Consider the following 19,509-nt stretch of genomic DNA (forward strand, 5'->3'; position numbering starts at 1 on the left):
CTGGGGCGTCCTCTTCAGCTGGAGGGACCATGCCGAGCTTCTGCTTGATGCGCAGCTCAATCTCATCCGCCAAATCGGGGTTGTCCTTGAGGAAGGTTCGGGCCTTCTCTTTGCCCTGACCGAGCTGATCGCCGTCATAGGTGAACCAGGATCCGGACTTCTTGACCAGGCCGTTGTCCACTCCGACGTCTATGAGTCCACCTTCACGGGAAATACCTTCGCCGTAGAGGATGTCGAACTCGGCCTGTTTGAACGGCGGCGCCATTTTGTTCTTGACGATCTTGGCGCGGGTGCGGTTACCGACCGCATTCACGCCTTCCTTCAGGGTCTCAATACGGCGCACGTCGACCCTGATGGAGGCGTAGAACTTCAGGGCTTTACCGCCTGAGGTGGTTTCTGGAGAGCCGAAGAAGACTCCGACCTTCTCACGCAGCTGGTTGATGAAGACCGCTGTGGTCTTAGTCTGAGCGAGACGCCCGGTGATCTTTCGCAGCGCCTGGGACATCAGCCGAGCCTGCAGACCTACGTGGGAGTCACCCATCTCACCTTCGATCTCCGCACGGGGAACCAGGGCCGCCACGGAGTCGATGACCACGATGTCCAGGGAGCCGGAAGAGATCAGCATGTCCATGATCTCCAATGCCTGCTCACCGGTGTCTGGCTGGGAGACCAGCAGTTCGTCAGTGTTGACGCCCAGACGTTCAGCATAGGCGGGGTCCAGGGCATGCTCAGCGTCGATGAATGCGGCGATTCCGCCGGCCTTCTGCGCATTGGCCACGGCGTGCAGCGCGACGGTGGTCTTACCCGAGGACTCCGGGCCGTAGATCTCCACGACACGCCCGCGCGGGAACCCGCCGATGCCCAGGGCGGCATCCATTGCGATGGAGGACGTCGGAATGGTCTCAATGGGTGTTCGGACTTCATCACCCAGACGCATCACCGATCCCTTGCCGTACTGTTTGTCGATCTGGGCCAGTGCCGCTTCTAGGGCCTTTTGACGATCTGGGCTGGAAGCCATGATTCACCTCGCGGGGAGTTGTTGTTCGTTGACATAGTCGAGACTAGGGGCAGCCCCCGACATGCAGTCGGTCGGTTGGTGACCTGTGCTGACCTCGGCGTGTCTTCACCGCACACATCACGTCTGAGGAAAACTCTACGCAATGATCGAACACATATTCGATCAACACGCCGTGGCGAGTCCATAACAGGTCTCAGCCTACGGCTTCGGGGGAATGTCCCTGCCGAGCCGGCGCTCTTCCGGAACGTCCTGCTGAACACAGACGGCCTCCCACACCTCGCGGGCTGACTTACCCGCCCCGAGCGCCTCCTTGGCGGTGAGCTGGAAAGGGGTAATCACCAACTGGTCGGCCAGCACATGGGCATATGCCTTACCGAACTCGTCTTCCATCAGGGCCCAGAAACGCGACTCACGCATAATCTGCTAGGCCACCTTGGGCTGGACAGCCGCGGCCTGGGCACTGCCGGCGGCGCCGGCGTCGTCGTACTCGGCGTAGGTTTGGTTCATTTTTGCCAACAGTCCGGAAAGAGTCATGATGTCTTCCTCCGACCATGGCTCGAGCATGTGCAGATAACGCTCAGAGCGTTCCTGCTGAGCGGCATCGAGCCGGGACCGTCCCTGTTCAGTCAGGGAGATCACCATGGCTCGACCGTCGGCTGGGTCAGCCCGCTTGGTGATGAATCCCCGTTCTGCGAGGGTCGTCAGCTGTCGGGACAGGGTGGGCTTACCAATTCCCAGATGTTTAGAAATGTCGGTCATGCGCTGTGCGCCCTCCCGCTGGAGGGTGAAGAGAATGGAATACGCCGCAGGCTCAATCTCGGGGTCGATTGTCTTGGCCAGCTGAATCGCATTATGGCGCCGGCGCAGGAAAAGTCTGTGAAGTTCCTGCTGCAGCTCTTTGACGTGCGCGCGGCGATCCTCAGAAACCATGCAGCCAAGTCTAGCGGCAACGGTCACAGGCTTGCGGCCCGCAGGCTCACAGCCTGCGCACCGACAATGACCTGATCAGTGGAGAAGCTCGAGCTCTCCGGTATCGAATTCACGCTGCAGCTCGGTAGGTACCGTATCCGGAACCCTGAAGCCCTCAGCCGTGGCGATGCGCTCTGCGACCTGGAAGAGCATTGCCGCCAGTGGCACGTTCAGTGCTGTGCAGATGCTGGCGAGCAGTTCCGAGGACGCTTCTTTCTGGCCGCGTTCGACCTCTGACAGATATCCCAGGCTGACCCGGGCATCGTGAGAGACATCACGCAGAGTCCGGCCTTCTGACTGCCGGATGCTGCGCAGAACGTCACCAATTTCTTGACGCAGGACAACACCTTTGGCCTCGCGGGCCACTTCAGGTACGCCCTGGGTATCGGTGTCTTTCCACCGGGTGACACCGTTAACGGTGACTGGTTGTCTCACCATGAGAATCTCCCTCGCGTGTACTACTCTCGATTAGATCCAACTCGGCCCACCACCAATTTGTTCCCTAAGAGTAACCTCGCTCCCTGGGAAAGAGCTTAGGCGTGCGGCAGACCCGTCGGTTCTGTGTGCAGCACATCGCTGACCAGTTGGAGCGCTGCTTCTACGCTCGCCCAGCGAATTGCTTCCCGGTCGCCGTCAAGATCCAACAGCCTGTAGCCCGCCAGCGCACCCTCTGCAGACGCAGTTACATCCTGAGAGCAGTTCTCCGGTATCCGGATCCCTAAACGCTGCACGACGCCGGCGGCCACGTAGAAGCCCAAGTACACGGTCCCCACCGATTTGCCCTGGTGGGGTTCTGGGCCGGCCACACCTGTGGTGGAGACTCCCAGCCCGGCCCTGCAGACCTGTGCCGCCCCCTGGGCCATCTGCGCTGCCACGCCGCCGTCGACCGCACCGTGGGTCTCCAACAGCTCAGCGTCAACGCCGAGGACGTTCTCTTTGACCCCATTGGAGTAGGCCACCACTCCCCCGAGCAGCGCAATCGATGCGCCTGGGACGTCAGCGATCCTGGCTGCCAGTGCCCCAGCTGTCAGTGACTCAGCGGTGGCAATGGTGAGGCCACGGTGGCCGAGTCGCTGGACGATCTTCACCGGTTCCGTGGATTCCTCTGCGCTTCGGGCTACTTCTTCGGCGTCACCGTCCACCATCAGTGCGCACCTTTGGCGGCCCTGCGGAGCCTCAGCGCTTGAACGAGATAGTCGATGCCGGTGACCACGGTGACCACCAGCGCGGCCATCATGATCCAGAATGCGACGTCCGCCAGCCAACCGGCGATGACGGCCAGCGGCAGCAGCATCAGCTGCAGACCCGCCGTCTGCAGAAGGGTTTTGAGTTTGCCTCCGCGTGAAGCCGGCATCACCTGGGTGCGCAGCATCACGAACCTGAGGACCGTGATGCCGATTTCGCGGATGAGGATGAGGATCGTGACCAGCCAGGGAAGCTCACCCAGCAGAGAGAGCATCACCAGGGCGGCACCGATCAGCAGTTTGTCGGCGATGGGGTCGGCGATCTTGCCGAAGTCTGTGATGAGGTTGCGCTTCCGGGCGACGTCCCCGTCGACAGCATCGGTGACCATTGCCGCAAAGAAGACCACTGCGGCAGCCCACCGCCAGAGACCTTCTCCGGATTCGAGCGGCTGCAGGGCACCGGCACCGGAGGATTCGGCGTCAATGACCAGCAGGGCGATGAACACTGGCACCAGGACGATGCGCAGCACTGTGAGCGCATTGGCGATGTTCAGCAGTGGAGCCTGGGGATTGACACTCATCCCTGTCAGAGTACTACTCACAGTGAGCTTCTACGACCGGTGACCCGAGTGCTCATTGCGCTCACCGTCCAGTGAGCGCCCAAGCATCCTCGGAGCCCGTGGGGTTGTCTGATCCGTCGTAATAATCGACCACATCGCTGAGATCGCGGGTGCGTTCGGCCATATCGCGGGCGATCAGATCCGAACCCCAGTCGTCCTCAGAATTCTCATCAGCTGCCGGCTCTGGTGAGGACTCTGCCGCGTGGGCCCGAGCATGGACCTCCACTGCTTCAGTCTGAGCTGTGGTGGGCACTGACTCAGCTGGTTCGACCTCGGCTGCGCCGTCGAAAGGCTGCGGGGCCTCGTCGTCTGAGGATTCTCCGTTGATGGCCGCCAGGACGTCTCCGAGCTCATCTGGTGAGACCAGCACATCGCGGGCCTTGGAACCCTCAGAGGGTCCCACCACGCCGCGGGACTCCATGAGGTCCATGATGCGGCCTGCCTTGGCGAAGCCCATCTTCAGTTTGCGCTGCAGCATAGAGGTGGAGCCGAACTGTGTGGTGACCACCAGTTCGGTGGCCGCCAGCAGCAGGTCGAGATCTTCACCGATGTCATCGTCGATCTGACGCTTCTTGGGCTCCATGGCTTTGACGGCGTCTTCACGGTACTGAGCCTTCAGCTGCGATTTCACATGGGCGACGACGGCCACGACCTCGGATTCGTTGACCCAGGCGCCCTGGACACGCATGGGCTTGGACTGGCCCATGGGCAGGAACAGCGCATCGCCCTGTCCCAGCAGCTTCTCTGCACCGACGGAGTCCAACACCACGCGGGAATCGGTGGCGGAGCTGGTGGCGAATGCCATCCGGGACGGCACGTTTGCCTTGATGAGGCCGGTGACCACGTTTACTGAGGGCCGCTGGGTGGCCAGCACCAGGTGGATGCCTGCTGCGCGGGCCAGCTGGGTGATGCGGACGATCGAATCTTCCACATCCCGGGGCGCGACCATCATGAGGTCGGCGAGCTCATCCACAATCACCAGCAGATAGGGGTAGGGACGCAGCACGCGTTTGGAGTCGGGCGGCAGCACGATCTTGCCGGCGCGCACGGCAGCGTTGAACTCGTCGATCTTCTTGTACCCGAAGTGGGCCAGATCGTCGTACCGGTTGTCCATCTCCTTGCAGACCCACTCCAGGGCCTCGGCGGCTTTCTTGGGATCGGTGATGATTGGTGTCACCAGGTGCGGGATGCCCTCGAATGCGGTGAGTTCGACGCGCTTGGGGTCCACCATCACCATGCGCACCTCATCAGGTGTGGCGCGCATCAGGACAGAGGTGATCATGGAATTGATGAAGGCGGACTTACCGGCACCGGTGGCGCCGGCGACGAGAAGGTGGGGCATCTTGGCGAGGTTGGCGACCACGAAGCCGCCCTCCACGTCTTTGCCGACACCCATGACCATGGGATGTTCCAGCTTGCGGGCGGCGTTGGAACGCAGCACATCGCCCAGGGCGACGGCCTCTTTGTCCCGATTGGGGATCTCGATGCCGATTGCTGATTTACCTGGGATGGGTGACAGGATCCGCACCTCGTTGGAGGCCACCGCATAGGCGATGTTCTTCTCCAAGGTGGTGACTTTCTCCACTTTGGTGCCCGGGGCCAGTTCAATCTCATAGCGGGTCACAGTGGGTCCGCGGGAGAACCCGGTGACCTCGGCGTCGACCTTGAACTGTTGGAAGGTGGCGTCAAGAGCGGCCACCATCTCCGCATTGGCCTCCGTGTTGTTCTTCGGTGGCGGGCCGGCCGGCAGCAGCGACTGCTCCGGCAGCGTGTAGGTGACATCCCCGGAGAGCTCGAGCTGTTCGCTGCGCACCGGGAGGTCCTTAGCCGGCGCGGGGGCCTCCGGTACGGAGGTGGACTTTGGCGACGAGGTCGTGGCCCGCCCGCTGGTGGCTGAGCCGGTGACGCCGGCCGCACGTTTGGTGGCCTCGATCTCCTGCTCCTGCTTGGTGGGGCGCTTCTGGCCTGGTTTCAGCTGTGCGGCCTCGTCGATGGGCTCCACGTGCACGGAGGAGTCATAGGCTCCCTCGATGGCAGCGGAGGCGTCGACCGCCTCGGTGGCTGCGGTGTCTGAGGAATCAGGGGCGGCGTCGTTGCCGGTGATCTTTGCGAAGAAGCTGGGGCGTTCCGAGGTGCGGTCGCCCTTCTTGCCGCGCCCTGATGTGCGTGTCTTGGGGCGGGGTGGCTTGGAGGCGTCGTCGTAGTACTCAGCGTGCTGCTGCTGGGCGGCGCCGCCGCTGGGCACCTCAGAGCGCTCGGCACGGGGAGTGGGTTCACCGATGATGTAGTCGCGGGCCACGGCGAGCCGGTCGGGGATCCGGCGGAGGGGCGTGTCGGTGAGGACCAGCAGGCCGACCACCAGCAGCACTGACAGCACGATCCACACCGGATACTGCGTGACCAGCGAGGACATGGGCACGACCACCAAGTAGCCCAGGACGCCGCCGGAGTTGATCATCTGGTCGAACCCACCGGCCTGCGACTGGTCGAAGATCTCGTTGATCGTGGGGATGCCTGCCGCAAGATGCGACAGTCCTGCTGAGGCGGCCAGCACGATGGACAGGCCGATGGCCACGCGACCGTTGGCCTCATGCTGCTGCGGTGAGCGGAAGTACCGGATGGCCGTGATGAGCAGCGCCAGCGGCAGGATGACGGAGGCCCAGCCGAAGGTCCCGGCGGTGACACGGTGAACAACGTCAGAGACCCAGTGGTCCCAGTTATGCGCACCCCACCAGTCAACGACCGCGGTGAGGGCGGCGAGGAGGAAGAACACCAGACCAGCGCCATCACGGCGATCGTCGGGGTGGATCTTCACCTGTGTGCCGATGCTGCGCACCGAACCGCCGACTGGGGTGGAGAGCGCGAGCCACAGGCCGCGGCCAGCCATCACCAGCAGATTGCCGCGCTCCTGCTCTGTGGGAGGGGTCTTCTTCGACGTCTGCGCGCGTGATCCGGAGGAAGTGGGCTTCTTCTTGCCGGACGACCGCGAGGGGGAAGTACGTGTCGCCATAGGTCCAACCTAGCCGCCGGTGCGCTGGAAGTCCCGCATTTACGCGCGGCAGCCGGACTTGGGCCTCTTGGCTGCGTTTTACCCTAGGTTTCCGACATCACATGGCGTCATAGCGCGTTGTCATATCGAAAACCCAGGGTAAAACGGGCAGGAAGGGTGGCCGCAGCGCCCCACCAGGGCGGGTGGCTGCGTGGCTAGGTTTCGACCACCACGGGCACGATCATTGGCTTCCGGCGCAGTTTGCGGCTGACCCAGGAACCGAGCGTACGGCGCACAATCTGCTGCAGCTGGTGCGTGGTGTGTTCCTTATTGCTTTCGATCGCCTCGGTGAGCGCCTCGGCAATTTTCGGCTTGATCTTCTTGAACACGTCATCCTCTTCGGCCACACCGCGAGCATGAATGTCGGGACCAGAGATGATCTTGCCGGTCTGCCGGTTCACCACGGTGATCACGGAGATGAAGCCTTCCTCACCCAGCGTCCGGCGGTCCTTCAGCTCGGAGTCGGTGATCTCACCCACGCTGGAACCGTCCACGTAGACGTAGCCGGCCTCGATCTGACCCACCGTGCGGGCTAGGCCGTCGCGCAGGTCGACCACGGATCCGTCTTCACACAGCAGCACGTTCTCCCGCGGGACGCCGGACTGTTCGGCCAGTTTGCCGTTGGCGATCAGGTGCCGGTGTTCGCCGTGAACAGGCATGACGTTGGCCGGTTTGAGGATGTTGTAGGTGTAGAGCAGTTCACCTGCGCTGGCGTGGCCGGAGACATGGACTTTGGCGTTGTCCTTGTGGACTACGTCTGCGCCGAGGCTCATCAGACCGTTGATCACGCGGTAGACGCCGTTCTCATTGCCGGGAATCAACGACGACGCCAGAATCACCGTGTCTCCCTGGCCCACCTGTACCCGGTGGTCGCCGTTGGCCATACGGGACAATGCGGCCATCGGCTCGCCCTGCGACCCGGTGGACATGAGTACCACCTTGTGGTCGGGGTACTGGTCCACCTGCTTGAGGTCGATCAGGATGTTGTCGGGAACGTCGAGGTAGCCCAGCTGCTTGGCGATCGACATATTGCGCACCATCGAGCGGCCGACGAACGCCACTTTCCGGTCGTTTGCGGCAGCTGCGTGGAGCACCTGCTGCACCCGGTGGATGTGGCTGGAGAAGCTGGCGACGATCACCCGTCGCTGCACTTTGGAGATGACCTGGTCGATGACCGGACCGATCTCCTGCTCCGGGGTGGTGAACCCGGGCACGTGGGCGTTGGTGGAGTCCACCAGGTAGAGGTCGACGCCTTCTTCGCCGACCCGCGCGAAGTGCCGCAGATCGGTGATGCGGCCGTCCAGGGGCAGCTGATCCATCTTGAAGTCGCCGGTGTGCATCACCGAGCCGGCCTCGGACCGGATGAAGACGGCCAGGGCATCCGGGATGGAGTGGTTGACGGCGATAAATTCGCACTCGAAGGGGCCGAGCTGCTCGGCGTCACCCTCCCGCACTGTGAGCGTGTAGGGGGTGATCCGGTGTTCTTGGAGTTTGGCCTCAATGAGCGCCAGGGTCAGCTTCGACCCGATCAGCGGGATGTCCGCCTTGCGCCGCAGCAGGTAGGGCACAGCTCCGATGTGGTCTTCGTGGCCGTGGGTGAGGACCAGTCCCACCACGTCGTCGAGCCGGTCTTCGATGTAGCTGAAGTCCGGCAGGATCAGGTCCACGCCGGGCTGTTCCTCCTCGGGGAAGAGCACACCGCAGTCAACGATCAGCAGTTTCCCGTTGAGTTCGAACACGGTCATGTTCCGCCCGATCTCACCGAGGCCGCCGAGCGGCACGATCCGCATAGTGCCTTTGGAAAGCTTCGGTGGGGTGCGGAGTTTTTCAGGTGTCACAGTGGGTTGGGGCTCCTTCTCTCATAGCGTCCAACCTGCTTCTCGCAGATCGGCTAGGACGAGCTCCTGCTCGGCCTTATTTGCCTGCACCAGTGGCAGGCGAACGTCTGTGTTGATGGGGAAGCCCAGCCAGTTCAGCACCAGCTTGGAGGACACCGCTCCCTGGACTCGGGTCATCAGGGCACGGATCACCGGTCCCAGCTCCGAGTGGGCGATGCGGGCTTCCTTGAGGTTGTAGTTCAGCACCGCGTCGACCATACGCCGGAAGCTCGGCGCCGCCACATGTGAGGTGACGGAGACGACGCCGGCTGCGCCCATGGCCATCCAGGCGAGCACGTTCTGGTCATCGCCTGAGTAGACTTCCAGCTCGGTTTTGGTCAGCACCTCAGTGGTGGCGGTGATGTCATTCTTGGCATCCTTGAGACTCATGATGTGCGGGTGTTCCGCGAGCCGCAGGATGGTCTCGGTGGCGATCGGTATGCCGGTGCGGCCGGGAATGTCATAAATCATCAGCGGCAGGTCGGCGGCTCCGGCAACGGCGCGGAAGTGCGCGAGCACTCCGTCCTGGGAGGGCTTGTTGTAGTAGGGAGTGACGACCAGCTGACCGTCGGCGCCGGCGCGTTCGGCCTTGGATGCCATCTCGAGGTCATGTGAGGTGTGGTTGGTGGAGGTGCCGGCGATCACTTTCGCCCGGTCACCGATAGCCGACTTGGCGGCCCTGACCAGGTCAGCCTTCTCATAATCCTCCAGAGTGGAGGTCTCACCGGTCGTGCCGGAGACCACCAGGGAGTCGTTGCCTTCGTCGACCAGTTTCACGGCGAGCGCCTCGAAGGCTTTGAAGTCCACCCGGTCGTCCTTGGTGAAGGGGGTGACCATGGCGGTGATGAGGTGGCCGAAGTGTGGGTCGGTCTGGTCAGGGTGCTGGACCTCACCCTTGGCCAGGTATGGGTCGAACTCGTGGCCGGTGGCGCTGCCGTGGTCCTGCGGCGCGCCGTCAGTGGCGAACTCGGAAGTCATAGGCATTAGCCTACCTGTGTGACCTCCCCTGCTTCTGCATCCCGTTCCAGCTCAGCGCGCGGTGAGCGCCTCTGGGGGGTCGATGCCGCGCGCGGACTGGCTCTGTTGGGGATGGTGACGGTCCATGTGCTGCCGACGACGGACCCCGGTACTGGCGATGCCACATGGGCCGGCATGCTGTTCTCCGGCAGGTCGGCGGCGCTGTTCGCGGTGCTGGCTGGGGTCGGCCTGGCACTGCTGACGGGAGGCGCTGGAAAAGCTGGTGCGGCGCCTGAGCACTCCAATGCGCAGGCGGCTTGGTATCGGAAGGTCATAGCCGCCCGGGCGGCGGTCATCATTGGCTTCGGGCTTTTCGTCTCCCTGCTGGGAGCCAGCGTGGCGGTGATCCTTGTCCACTATGGGGTGCTGTTTCTGTTGGCACTGCCTTTCCTCAGGATGGGTGCGAAGGCGCTGATGCTGTGGGCTGCCGGGTGGGTGGCGGCGTCGCCGGTGCTGTACTGGTGGTTGCAGAATCTTCTGCGGCCCAGTGCGGCCGAGCCACCGGAGCGTCTGTGGCATTCGCCGATGATCTTCGATCTCGCGCAGCCGGGGCTGTTGGGCCTGGATCTTTTTGTCACCGGGTATTACCCGTTGATTCTGTGGCCGGCCTATCTGTTCACCGGTATGGCGTTGGGCCGGCTGAGCCTGGGGAGAACGACGACGCAGTGGCGACTGCTGCTGGGAGGCACCGCCGGCGCCGTCCTCACCTATGGAGTGGGCTGGGTGGTGGAGGCTCAGTCCCAGGTGGTGGAACGTATGCGGCCCTACGCCGGAAGCGACGAGGCGCTGCAGGGTTCGTTGGAGACAGGGGACCATTTTCTGCCCCTGGTGACTGACCCGATGTGGTTCTTACTGCCGATGCCTCACCAGGGCAGCCATATGGATCTGCTGCACACCATCAGCTGCGCCGTTGCGGTGCTGGGCCTGATGCTGATCCTGGTGCGGTGGCTGAAGTGGCCGCTGGCGCCTTTGGTCGGGGCCGGGGCGATGCCGCTGAGTCTCTACGTGGGGCATCTGATCGTGCTGGGGCCGTTCTGGCGACTGGATGGCGCTCCGTTCGCTGAGGTGGAGGACGCTGTCCTGCTGCTGTGGCTGGTGGTGGCGGCCCTGGCTGCCGGAATGCTGAAGGTGCTGCTGCGGCGTCGTGGTCCTTTGGAGGCGCTTACCCATGGGGCCGGTATTGCAGCTGCCGGGAAGCGGCCGCGCTAGTCGGTCTGCTCCATGGCGCCGGCGGCAAGGGTGACGCCGCCGTGGCCGGGGTCTCCGTCGAAGTGTTCGTGAGAGACATCCACCACTGGGTACTCCCCCAGGTCGATGCCGGTGGGCACTTCGATGGTGGTGGTGCCGGTGCTGACTGCTCCCAGCGAGTGAAGTCGGCTGGCGTCCTCATCACGCAGCCAGAGCTCAAAGTACCCTTCGGTGGCATCGGGTGCGCTGGTGATCTCAACTGTGATCTCCCTAGTGCCCTGTGCGGTTTCCACCATGGCGGCCGCACCGCTGAATTCGTCGGCGGCGACTGGTTCCAGGGTTGCTTCTCCGATGACGGTGGGGGCGGCCACTGGTGGCGGTTCTTCGTCGTCGTCCAGCCCCAGCAGCACTCCGGCCACAGCAACCCCTCCGATGACCAGTCCGGCGGCCGCAGCGGCCAGCGGTACCCACCAGCGGACGGTTCTGCGAGGGGGGAGATAGTGCACAGCGGACGCTGAGTCCGCAGTGCGTTCCGCTGCGGGTTCGGCCGCTGTATGGCCGGTGGGGGCATCGGCGTCGAGTTCAGCCGCAATGCGGTCCCACAGTTCCGGCGGTGGCTCTTCGAGCTCCACCGGATTCTGGAGTGCCTGGAGAACTCGAGTGGTGGCGGCGAGCGCGTTCCGGCAGTCGGCGCAGAAGATGAGGTGTTCGGCATGGCCGGCGTGGGGGGATGACTGCTCGCCTGCGCCAGCTCCGGTGAGGGCAGCGTAGGCCAGGTCAGCGAGAGTCTCCTCTGAGAGGTGCTGCTCGTCAGCCGAGCCGTGACCAGTGGGGAATTCTTCAGTCATTGTGCACCTCCAGACGTTCTCTCATGCGGGCTAGTCCTCGATGGACGTGGGATTTTACGGTACCCAGCGGCATCTCGAGACGCTCGGCGATGGTCTTCAGCGGTAGGTCATGTGTATAGGCGAGCCGCAGGATCTCATCCTGGGGTGGGCCCAGCTGTCCGAGTGTCTGCTGAACAACGACTCGGTCGACGACGATGTCGGTGGGTTGGGACACGTCGTCCCTGCCCAGAGCGTGAGCTCCTGCTTCAGCGCTCTGCCGCTGTCGGTCACGAGCTGCCAAGGTATCAGCGATTACTCGCCGGGTGATACCGGTCAGCCACGCGCCGGTGGGACGGGTGACGTCATAGGTTTCGCGGGATCGCCACGCTCTGGTGAAGACCTGCTGGGTGGCGTCCTCAGCATCCTGCCGATGCCGGAGGGAGGCCATGCACAGGGAGAAGACCAGTTGCGCATGCTGCTGGTACACCTCATGCATTGCTGCGGGTTCGCCAGCTGCGAATCGCGTTGCCAGAGACTGCGTGTCCAGGGTTCCTCCTTTGGCCTACCGTCGGGGAGGGTCGAGTACCTCGGAAGAATCCGAACTAGTCTATGGGCGTGGCGGTGACGATGATGTTGTCATTGTAGCTGCTCCGATCTGGATTCCATTGACCTCCGCAGGTGATCAGCACCAGATGGTGATCCCCGTCGCGGGTGAAGTAGGGGGCGAAGTCCAGGTCGTCCTTGTCCTGTTGCTCCACCTCGGTGACCGCGTAGAGGTATTCCTCTCCGGATTCGTCCTCGACGGTGATCTCCTCCCCCGGCTGTGCCTCATGCAGGAGGTACAGGGGCCCCACAGGGGTGTGAGTGGACCCGGCATGGGCGGCGATCACGGTGGTTCCGGTGCCGTCAGCGGGCGCGCGCCCATATTGGTACCAGGCGGCTTCGGCGGCGTCGTCGGGAATGTCCATCTGTCCGTCGTCCGACACGCCGTGGGCGAGTACAGAAATCTCGGCGTCGATTCCGGGGTAGATGACCCGGACCGGTGCTGGGGCCTGCTCGATGCTTGCGAGTTCGGCGGATTGGACCGGCACGGCATCGGAGATCGATGCCGTGCCGGCCTGTGGGGAAGGCCCGGGGGTCTGGGAAGCAGGGGGAACTTCTGACCCCCGGGAGTCGTTGACCGCTGACTCTGCAGGTTCGGCAGCAGCGCCCTGTCCGCTGGCGGCGCACCCTGAGAGAGTCAGGGCGGCCACCAGCAGCAGCGGGATACTTCTGCGTGGGCCTCGTGGAGTGTGGCAGCGGTCCATAGTCATCCTTAGGCGCGGCTCTTTGCCCGCACACCGACGGCTGCTGCCCCGACACCAAGCAGTGCCAGGATGCCCAGGCCGGCGGCCCAGGCAGCGGGTGAACTCTGCTGGGTGACCTGGAAGTTGCCGGCCGGAACACCCTCGGGAGCCGAGTGCATACCGTCAACTACCTGGGTTGCCAGATCAAGGTTGCCGTCCTCAGCGGAGCCCCAGGCGTAGACGATGGTGGTGGCACCTTCAGCGACATCTACGTCAGCGGGGCCGAGCACGGGATCGCTTTCACCTGCCAGGGAGACTGCGGCCTCTACAGTGCTAGCGGGCACTTCGAGGGAAGCCTCGTCCGGGTTGGCCAGGGACTCGACGGCCACCTCACCGTTGGCCCAGATGTCCACCTCAGGTGCTGCAGCAATGTGGCGGACGGTCAGTCGGCCGTCGCCTGCACTGAGCTCGGAGGTGTCGTTGACGAACGGGGTCACCGTGGGCTCACCTGATGCGTCCAGGTGGGCTGCGGCGGTGTAGTCCATACCGCCGTCGAGCGAGACACTCACCGGGCCGAGGACCGGATCGGAGTCATCTTCCGCATCTGCTGCGGTGATCGCGATCTCATAGTCGCCGGCCGGCAGTTCAAGTGGACCAGCTAGATCACCCGGGTTGAAGTCATCCAAGGTGAGCTCGCCATCCACGTAGACATCGACCGGCAGATCCGGTACAGCGTGGAGTACTGACAGGTGTGCGCCTTCTTCGTGGCTGTCGGCGAAGGCGGGTGCTGCTGAGCCTGCAAGTACCAGACCGAGTCCGGCCGTTGCGGCGAGGGAAAGTGACTTACGCATGATCGCGTCCTTTCGTAATGCCCATGGGCTTTCGGTGGTGACCACATAAGTTGTGCTCACACCTGGACTACTGGCTGTGGTTTGAAAAGGTTGCACTGTGTTCAAGATTCTTTTTTGACCGCTGATGGGTAAGCACATGTTGATGCGCTGCGCGGTGGTCGCACCTGCCTGCGGAACGTAGGCTGGAGGCTATGAGTACGCACATAATTCGAGTCGCGGTGCTGGGCGCCGGGGGCCGTATGGGTTCTGAAGCGGTGAAAGCGGTGGAGTCCGCCCAAGACATGGAGTTGGTTGCGGCCTTGGGGCGCAACGATCCGCTCCAACAGGCTATTGATTCCGGCGCCACGCATGTGGTGGACCTGACGGTGCCTGATTCCACCGTGGATAACGTCCATGGCGCCGTGGCGAACGGGCTCCACGCCGTGGTGGGCACCACGGGGTGGGACACTGACCGGCTTGGTGCGCTGCGCGGCCTGTTGGGAGAACACCCGGAAGTGGGCGTGCTGATTGCCCCGAACTTCGCTCTGGGTTCAGTGCTGGCCTCGGCGTTTGCCGCGAAGGCTGCCCAGTACTTCGAATCGGCCGAGATCGTTGAGCTGCATCATCCGAATAAGGTGGATGCACCCTCCGGCACCGCGGTGCGAACAGCGGAGCTCATGGCAGATGCTCGTGAGTCTGCTGGTGTGGGCATATCCCCTGATGCCACCGAACACCAGGTTGAGGGAGCTCGTGGGGCGGACATCGATGGAATCCGGGTCCACTCTGTGCGACTCCGGGGCCTGGTCGCCCACCAGGAGGTTCTGCTGGGTTCGTCAGGTGAGCAGCTCACGCTCCGGCATGATTCCTTCGATCGGGCCAGTTTCATGCCGGGGGTGCTCCTGGGGCTGCGCACGGTCGCGCAGCGGCCCGGTCTGACTCATGGTTTGGACGGCTATTTGGATTTGGGCCTGTGAAGAACAAAATCTGGACCTGGGTGATGATCGTCCTCGTGGCGATCATCATGGTGAGCGCCGCGACGTCTGCTTTTCGCTTCCTGATGGTCGATGACCTGGTGGCTCGTCTGCTGGGCGCCGGCACCCTGGTGATCGTGGCCTTGGGCGTCTGGTTCCTGTGGCATGCGATCTTCTTTGGGGTGCGCACCGAGCAGCTGGGGAAGATCCTGGAAGCCGAGGATGCGCTGCCGGAGGATACCGTGGAACGCTCCCCCGCGGGCCGGCCGAATCGCGGCCAGGCGGACGAGCAGTTCGCGCGCTTCAAGGCGGAAGCGGAGGCTGACCCGGATGATTGGCGAGTCTGGTACCGGTTGGCCTACGCCTATGACATCGCTGGTGACCGCTCACGCGCCCGCCAGACCATGAAGCAAGCCATCCAGATGCACCGCCAGCGGTAATACACGAAGCAGTTCTGATTACCGACTTGGCCACAATCTGGTTCTGCGCCGCACCTGAGCATCCGGATGGGACGGCTCGTTCAGGCGAGGATCAGCCCCAGTGGTGTGAGTCGCGGATATCAGCGACCTGATCGCAGAGGTGCGGCAGCAGCTCCACCAGAACTTCCATACCGTCGCGCACGGCCTTGGGTGAACCGGGCAGGTTGATGATGACGGTGGCGTCTTTGACCCCGGCTACCCCGCGGCTGAGCGAGGCCAGCGGATTCTTGGAGCGTCCGTGGATACGGATCGCTTCCATCACCCCGGGAATCTCTTTGTCCAGCATTGGTTTGGTGAACTCCGGGGTGAGGTCATCTGGGGTGAGGCCCGTACCCCCGGAGGTGATGATCACGGCGGGACCCACCTGGACCACCAGTTCCGACAGCGCAGCCAGGACACCTTCCCCGTCGGGGATGATGACCGGCGGGCGGCAGATGAATCCGATCTGTTGGGCGTATTCAGCCATGACCGCTGTGGACTGGTCTTCGCGCTCCCCGGTGGCTGCGCGGGTGGAGACGATCACCGGTGCGATGACGCGGGCGCGCGGATCGTAGTCAGTCATAGGCCCACCATACGCCTCAGACAGGCTCTGGCGCGACGATGGTCGTGGCCCGTGGGCTCTTCGCCAACCGTGACGCCACGCGCTGGACATCCTCCGTGGTGACTGAGTCGACCTCATCGAGAGTCTCGGAGATGTCCACGAATTCTCCGCGCACCAGTTCGGCCCGGCCGAGTCGGTTCATCCGGGAGGATGTCTCCTCCATCCCCAGGACAGTGGCTCCGCGCAGCTGTCCTTTGGCGCGGGCCAGCTCATCGGCGCTCACCGGCTCGGTGGCCATGCGTTGGAGCTGGTCTTCCAGGACACTGACCACCTGGTCCACTTTGTTGGGGAGGCATCCGGCGTAGAGCCCGAAATACCCGGCATCGGTGTAGGCGGCGGAGAACGAGTATGTGGCGTAGGCAAGGCCGCGCTTCTCCCGCACTTCTTGGAACAGGCGGGAGGACATTCCCCCGCCGAGGACTGCGTGGAGCAGACTGAGCGCGAACCGGTCCGGGTCGGAGGCTGACATGCCGCGGCCGCCGAGGATCACCTGGGATTGCTCCACCGGCTTGGTGAAGCGTTCGGTGCCGGCTCGGACGGGGATCTGCTCCTGCCGTGCGGTGCGCAGTGGGGCCGGCTCCGCAGGTGTGGAGATGTCCCACCGGGATTCTTCCAGGGCCTGGGCAACCAGGCGGCAGACGGCGTCGTGCTCGAGTCCTCCTGCGGCGGTGATGACCAGCTCTTCAGGGCGGTACCAGCGGTGGTAATGGTCGACGACGTCGTCGCGGATGGCGGCCTCAATGGCGGCCTTGGTGCCGCCGATGGGTCGGCCGAGGGGGTGCCCGTCTAGGACTTGCTCGGCGAAGCGTTCCTGGACCACATCAGCTGGGTCGTCCTCATCCATGGCGAGCTCTTCGAGGATCACGCCACGTTCGACCTCCAATTCGTCCGGGTCGATCACAGCGGAGGTGACCATATCGGTGAGCACATCGACCGCCATGGGCAGGTCGGTGTCCAGCACCCGGGCGTAGTAGCAGGTGGATTCTTTGCCGGTGGCGGCGTTGGAGTCCCCACCGACGGCGTCGAATGCGGAGGCGATGTCCAAGGCTGAGCGCTTGGCAGTGCCTTTGAACAGCAGGTGCTCCAGAAAGTGGGTGGATCCGTGCTGGTGGTCAGCCTCATGCCGGGAGCCGACACCGATCCAGTAGCCGATGGTCGCGGATCTCACCCCGGGCATTTCCTCGGTGAGGACGCGCACACCGCAGGGCAGAACGCTGCGCCGAACGGTGGTTCCGGTGTCGCTGTTGAGGACGCCCTCAGTGTCTGGGGTAATGGTGACTCGCATAGCCGGACACGCTACCGGATTTCATTTACGAACCACGATGTCTCATATGTCACCCAGGAATCCATGAGCGTGCGTTAGGGTAGCGGTGATATTCATTGCGACCGCCATGATGGAAGGATCTAGGTCCTGGAGAAGCGAATCCTGACCACTCCACTAGGCATCATGGTCTCTGGTGCGCGGAGCATCTACGCGCTGATGAAGCTGCTGCCGGTCCAGCGCAAAGTGGTCCTTATCACCCGTGAGCCCCGGCAGATCACCGTTGACTTCCGGCTGCTGAAGGAGGCGATCCGGCGCAAGCACCCTGGACACCGGATCGTGGTGATCAAGCACCGCAAGCTCTCGGCCTCCTATATCCCCAAAGCGTTCCGCGAGATGTATCACCTGGCCACTTGTTCGGGGTGCCTTGTCGACGGGTACATCATTCCGGTGAGTATCCTCAATCACCGCAAGGGGCTGCGGATCGGTCAGATCTGGCACGCTCTGGGGGCGATTAAGAAGTTCGGGCATTTGGCCTCGGGTACCCGGGAAGGTCCGCATCCCCGCGTGGCAGCGACCATGCGGATGCACCAGAACTACACGTTTGTGTGCGCCTCCGGGCAGGTACCCGCTTCGGTGTACACCGCGGCTTTCGGGATCCCGGGCCATCGAGTCCAGCCGTTGGGGATGCCTCGGGTGGATTACCTGTTGGACAGCCAGACGGTGGCTTCCCGGCGTGAGCGGATCTTGGACCGCTATCCGCAGCTGCGGGAGAACGCGCAGAATGGCGGCCGGACGGTGCTGTACATTCCCACGTTCCGGCGGGGTAAGCACATTCCGTACACGCAGGTGGCTGCCGCTTTCGCTGAGTACGACGACGCCGCCAACACCCTTGTCATGCTGCCGCACCCCATCGACAAGTCACCTCTTCCCGATGGTGGGCGCACCATTATTGGTACCGATGTGGGGGTCCTGGACTGGTTGGCCGTTGCTGATGTGGTGATTACTGATTACTCGGCGGTGACGTATGAGGCCACGTTGCGGAACATCCCGCTGGTTTTCTGGCCCTATGACATTGCTGACTACACCGAGGATCGGGGCTTGGCAGTGGATTACGTGGCCGAAGTCCCGGGCCCCATTGTGGAGTCGGCGACGGAGGCAGTGGAGACTGCGCTGAGCATTGGACCGCCGGACTACCGGCAGTTCCGGTCCAAGCACCTGAATTTCGTGACAGAAGAGGACGGTTCGCTGCCGCGTGAACCGCCGGCGTGTGCCGACAGGATCATTGACGCCCTGGAGCTGGAGAACTAGAGGCGCGCTGACCGCAACGGCCAGACATGGCAGTTCAATGCCGAGAGCTGCAAAGACCGCAGCACTAGTTCACGGCACCATCGGCTGGACTAGACGTTTATCAGACACGCTCAATGGCTGGTGGGTGGCGGTGGTGGCGTGACGGGGATCTGTGTTGGCCCCGGTCGGGGTGCCTATTACCTGGCGGGGGTTGAGCGGGGCCCGCCCGCTTGGGTGGGTGCGCCTTGTGCTTGTCTTCTGGTGTGGGTGGGGTCAGGTGGCCGTGGGATTTCATCCGGTGATGCCTCCGGCACAGCGCCCACAAATTGCTTGCTGTGGTTTCCCCACCTGCTTCCCAGGGGTGTTGGTGGTCGATATCGCAACACTGCGCGGCCACCGTGCACCCTGGTGCCTGACAGGTCCCGTCACGGAACACCAACGCATCCCGCAACCGGGCAGGCGGGAACCGCCCCACATACCGGGCACTCAGTAGGTCATAGTCCGCCTCCTTCAAGTTCCGGCGGACCCGGCCCTGATACCACTGATGCTGCGCACCGGGGTCTGTCGCTAAAGCCCGGGCCTGACCAGCGGGGATCCGCCAGGACCGGTCAGCTGCAACCCCCGGCTCATCAGATACCCCGGCAAGGGTCGCTTCAGGGATCATCACCATGATCTTCGCCTCCACCGGGGTCTGATAGACCCGACCATCCCGCAACCACGCAGCCAAAAGATCCACCTGCCGCTGCACAAGAGACCGAGAATCACCACCAGACGTGACATCCCCGCCGGCGTGGGGGTCCTCATCATCATGTGCTGGTGGTGAGTCCAGACCGCGGGCTGCCGCCCGGAGCCGGTTCTGAATCGCTGCGGCCTCCAACGTGGGTAGGTACGCCTCCAGATAGCTCATCCCATTCGCCTGATGCTCAAAGCGCACATACCGGCCCTCACCAGCCTCCTCACACGCAGCCTCGTAAGCTTCGGGGTCCAGGTCAGCAACACACCTCGTCAACCACCGGTGAAACTCACCAAGACCCCGCTGGGT

Annotated in this window: 20 protein-coding genes; 4 read left to right on the forward strand and 16 right to left on the reverse strand. The window is 63.5% G+C overall.

Annotated elements, in window-relative coordinates:
• The 9 genes from recA to dapA all read right to left on the reverse strand — a co-directional run.
• Positions 1 to 1,018, reverse strand: a 1,018-nt coding sequence (gene recA / locus FH975_RS15075) for a recombinase RecA (RefSeq protein ID WP_162322021.1), incomplete at its 3' end; no start/stop codon positions are given.
• A 198-nt stretch (positions 1,019 to 1,216) separates the two neighbouring features.
• Positions 1,217 to 1,435 carry a DUF3046 domain-containing protein gene (locus FH975_RS15080; protein ID WP_153079000.1) on the reverse strand — a complete coding sequence of 73 codons (219 nt, stop codon included), beginning with the start codon at positions 1,433 to 1,435 and terminating at the stop codon, positions 1,217 to 1,219.
• A gap of 6 nt (positions 1,436 to 1,441) precedes the next feature.
• Positions 1,442 to 1,948: a MarR family winged helix-turn-helix transcriptional regulator gene (locus FH975_RS15085; protein WP_162322022.1), complete on the reverse strand. Its 507-nt coding sequence runs from the start codon at positions 1,946 to 1,948 to the stop codon at positions 1,442 to 1,444.
• A gap of 75 nt (positions 1,949 to 2,023) precedes the next feature.
• Positions 2,024 to 2,425 carry a helix-turn-helix domain-containing protein gene (locus FH975_RS15090; RefSeq protein ID WP_138253353.1) on the reverse strand — a complete coding sequence of 134 codons (402 nt, stop codon included), beginning with the start codon at positions 2,423 to 2,425 and terminating at the stop codon, positions 2,024 to 2,026.
• Between the two features lie 95 nt (positions 2,426 to 2,520).
• On the reverse strand, positions 2,521 to 3,132 hold the full coding sequence (locus FH975_RS15095; RefSeq protein WP_162322023.1) for a CinA family protein: 612 nt from the start codon (positions 3,130 to 3,132) through the stop codon (positions 2,521 to 2,523).
• Positions 3,132 to 3,752: a CDP-diacylglycerol--glycerol-3-phosphate 3-phosphatidyltransferase gene (gene pgsA / locus FH975_RS15100; protein ID WP_153078997.1), complete on the reverse strand. Its 621-nt coding sequence runs from the start codon at positions 3,750 to 3,752 to the stop codon at positions 3,132 to 3,134. The genes FH975_RS15095 and pgsA overlap by 1 nt, the downstream gene beginning before the upstream one ends.
• A 61-nt stretch (positions 3,753 to 3,813) precedes the next feature.
• A complete protein-coding gene (locus tag FH975_RS15105; protein ID WP_162322024.1) occupies positions 3,814 to 6,801 on the reverse strand; it encodes an FtsK/SpoIIIE family DNA translocase in 2,988 nt (995 codons plus the stop codon).
• A 194-nt stretch (positions 6,802 to 6,995) separates the two neighbouring features.
• Positions 6,996 to 8,630: a ribonuclease J gene (locus FH975_RS15110; protein ID WP_153079126.1), complete on the reverse strand. Its 1,635-nt coding sequence runs from the start codon at positions 8,628 to 8,630 to the stop codon at positions 6,996 to 6,998.
• 69 nt (positions 8,631 to 8,699) lie between these two features.
• Positions 8,700 to 9,695: a 4-hydroxy-tetrahydrodipicolinate synthase gene (gene dapA, locus FH975_RS15115; protein ID WP_162322025.1), complete on the reverse strand. Its 996-nt coding sequence runs from the start codon at positions 9,693 to 9,695 to the stop codon at positions 8,700 to 8,702.
• 18 nt (positions 9,696 to 9,713) lie between these two features.
• Here dapA and FH975_RS15120 point away from each other — a divergent pair, with 18 nt between their 5' ends.
• Positions 9,714 to 10,943 (forward strand): heparan-alpha-glucosaminide N-acetyltransferase domain-containing protein, encoded by a 1,230-nt coding sequence (locus FH975_RS15120; RefSeq protein WP_162322026.1) that lies wholly within the window; start codon positions 9,714 to 9,716, stop codon positions 10,941 to 10,943.
• Here the strand turns inward: FH975_RS15120 and FH975_RS15125 are convergent.
• The 4 genes from FH975_RS15125 to FH975_RS15140 all read right to left on the reverse strand — a co-directional run bounded on the left by FH975_RS15125 (position 10,940) and on the right by FH975_RS15140 (position 13,886).
• Positions 10,940 to 11,770 (reverse strand): anti-sigma factor, encoded by an 831-nt coding sequence (locus tag FH975_RS15125; protein WP_162322027.1) that lies wholly within the window; start codon positions 11,768 to 11,770, stop codon positions 10,940 to 10,942. The genes FH975_RS15120 and FH975_RS15125 overlap by 4 nt on opposite strands.
• A complete protein-coding gene (locus tag FH975_RS15130; protein ID WP_162322028.1) occupies positions 11,763 to 12,245 on the reverse strand; it encodes an RNA polymerase sigma factor in 483 nt (160 codons plus the stop codon). Before FH975_RS15130 ends, FH975_RS15125 begins: the two co-directional genes overlap by 8 nt.
• A 106-nt stretch (positions 12,246 to 12,351) precedes the next feature.
• A complete protein-coding gene (locus FH975_RS15135; RefSeq protein WP_162322029.1) occupies positions 12,352 to 13,062 on the reverse strand; it encodes a class F sortase in 711 nt (236 codons plus the stop codon).
• Between the two features lie 2 nt (positions 13,063 to 13,064).
• Entirely contained in the window at positions 13,065 to 13,886 is an 822-nt protein-coding gene (locus FH975_RS15140; protein WP_162322030.1) for a DUF4397 domain-containing protein, read from the reverse strand.
• Between the two features lie 191 nt (positions 13,887 to 14,077).
• Here FH975_RS15140 and dapB point away from each other — a divergent pair, with 191 nt between their 5' ends.
• Together dapB and FH975_RS15150 are read left to right on the forward strand one after the other, a co-directional pair.
• A complete protein-coding gene (gene dapB, locus FH975_RS15145; RefSeq protein ID WP_162322031.1) occupies positions 14,078 to 14,839 on the forward strand; it encodes a 4-hydroxy-tetrahydrodipicolinate reductase in 762 nt (253 codons plus the stop codon).
• The gene (locus tag FH975_RS15150; protein ID WP_153079122.1) at positions 14,836 to 15,276 is read left to right on the forward strand and encodes a tetratricopeptide repeat protein; all 441 of its coding nucleotides are present in this window, start codon (positions 14,836 to 14,838) and stop codon (positions 15,274 to 15,276) included. Before dapB ends, FH975_RS15150 begins: the two co-directional genes overlap by 4 nt.
• A 91-nt stretch (positions 15,277 to 15,367) precedes the next feature.
• Here the strand turns inward: FH975_RS15150 and FH975_RS15155 are convergent, their stop codons facing one another.
• Together FH975_RS15155 and FH975_RS15160 are read right to left on the reverse strand one after the other, a co-directional pair.
• Positions 15,368 to 15,877 (reverse strand): MogA/MoaB family molybdenum cofactor biosynthesis protein, encoded by a 510-nt coding sequence (locus FH975_RS15155; protein WP_153079121.1) that lies wholly within the window; start codon positions 15,875 to 15,877, stop codon positions 15,368 to 15,370.
• A 16-nt stretch (positions 15,878 to 15,893) separates the two neighbouring features.
• Positions 15,894 to 17,201 (reverse strand): M16 family metallopeptidase, encoded by a 1,308-nt coding sequence (locus FH975_RS15160; RefSeq protein ID WP_162322032.1) that lies wholly within the window; start codon positions 17,199 to 17,201, stop codon positions 15,894 to 15,896.
• Between the two features lie 162 nt (positions 17,202 to 17,363).
• Here FH975_RS15160 and FH975_RS15165 point away from each other — a divergent pair, with 162 nt between their 5' ends.
• Positions 17,364 to 18,488 (forward strand): CDP-glycerol glycerophosphotransferase family protein, encoded by a 1,125-nt coding sequence (locus FH975_RS15165; RefSeq protein ID WP_162322033.1) that lies wholly within the window; start codon positions 17,364 to 17,366, stop codon positions 18,486 to 18,488.
• 100 nt (positions 18,489 to 18,588) lie between these two features.
• On the opposite strand, the gene FH975_RS15170 is transcribed toward FH975_RS15165, so the two are convergent.
• Positions 18,589 to 19,509 (reverse strand): HNH endonuclease signature motif containing protein (locus FH975_RS15170; protein WP_162322034.1); only part of this gene is annotated, 921 nt, incomplete at its 5' end.

Origin of the sequence: Nesterenkonia haasae, assembly GCF_010119385.1 — a bacterium.
Classification (GTDB): Bacteria; Actinomycetota; Actinomycetes; order Actinomycetales; family Micrococcaceae; genus Nesterenkonia; species Nesterenkonia haasae.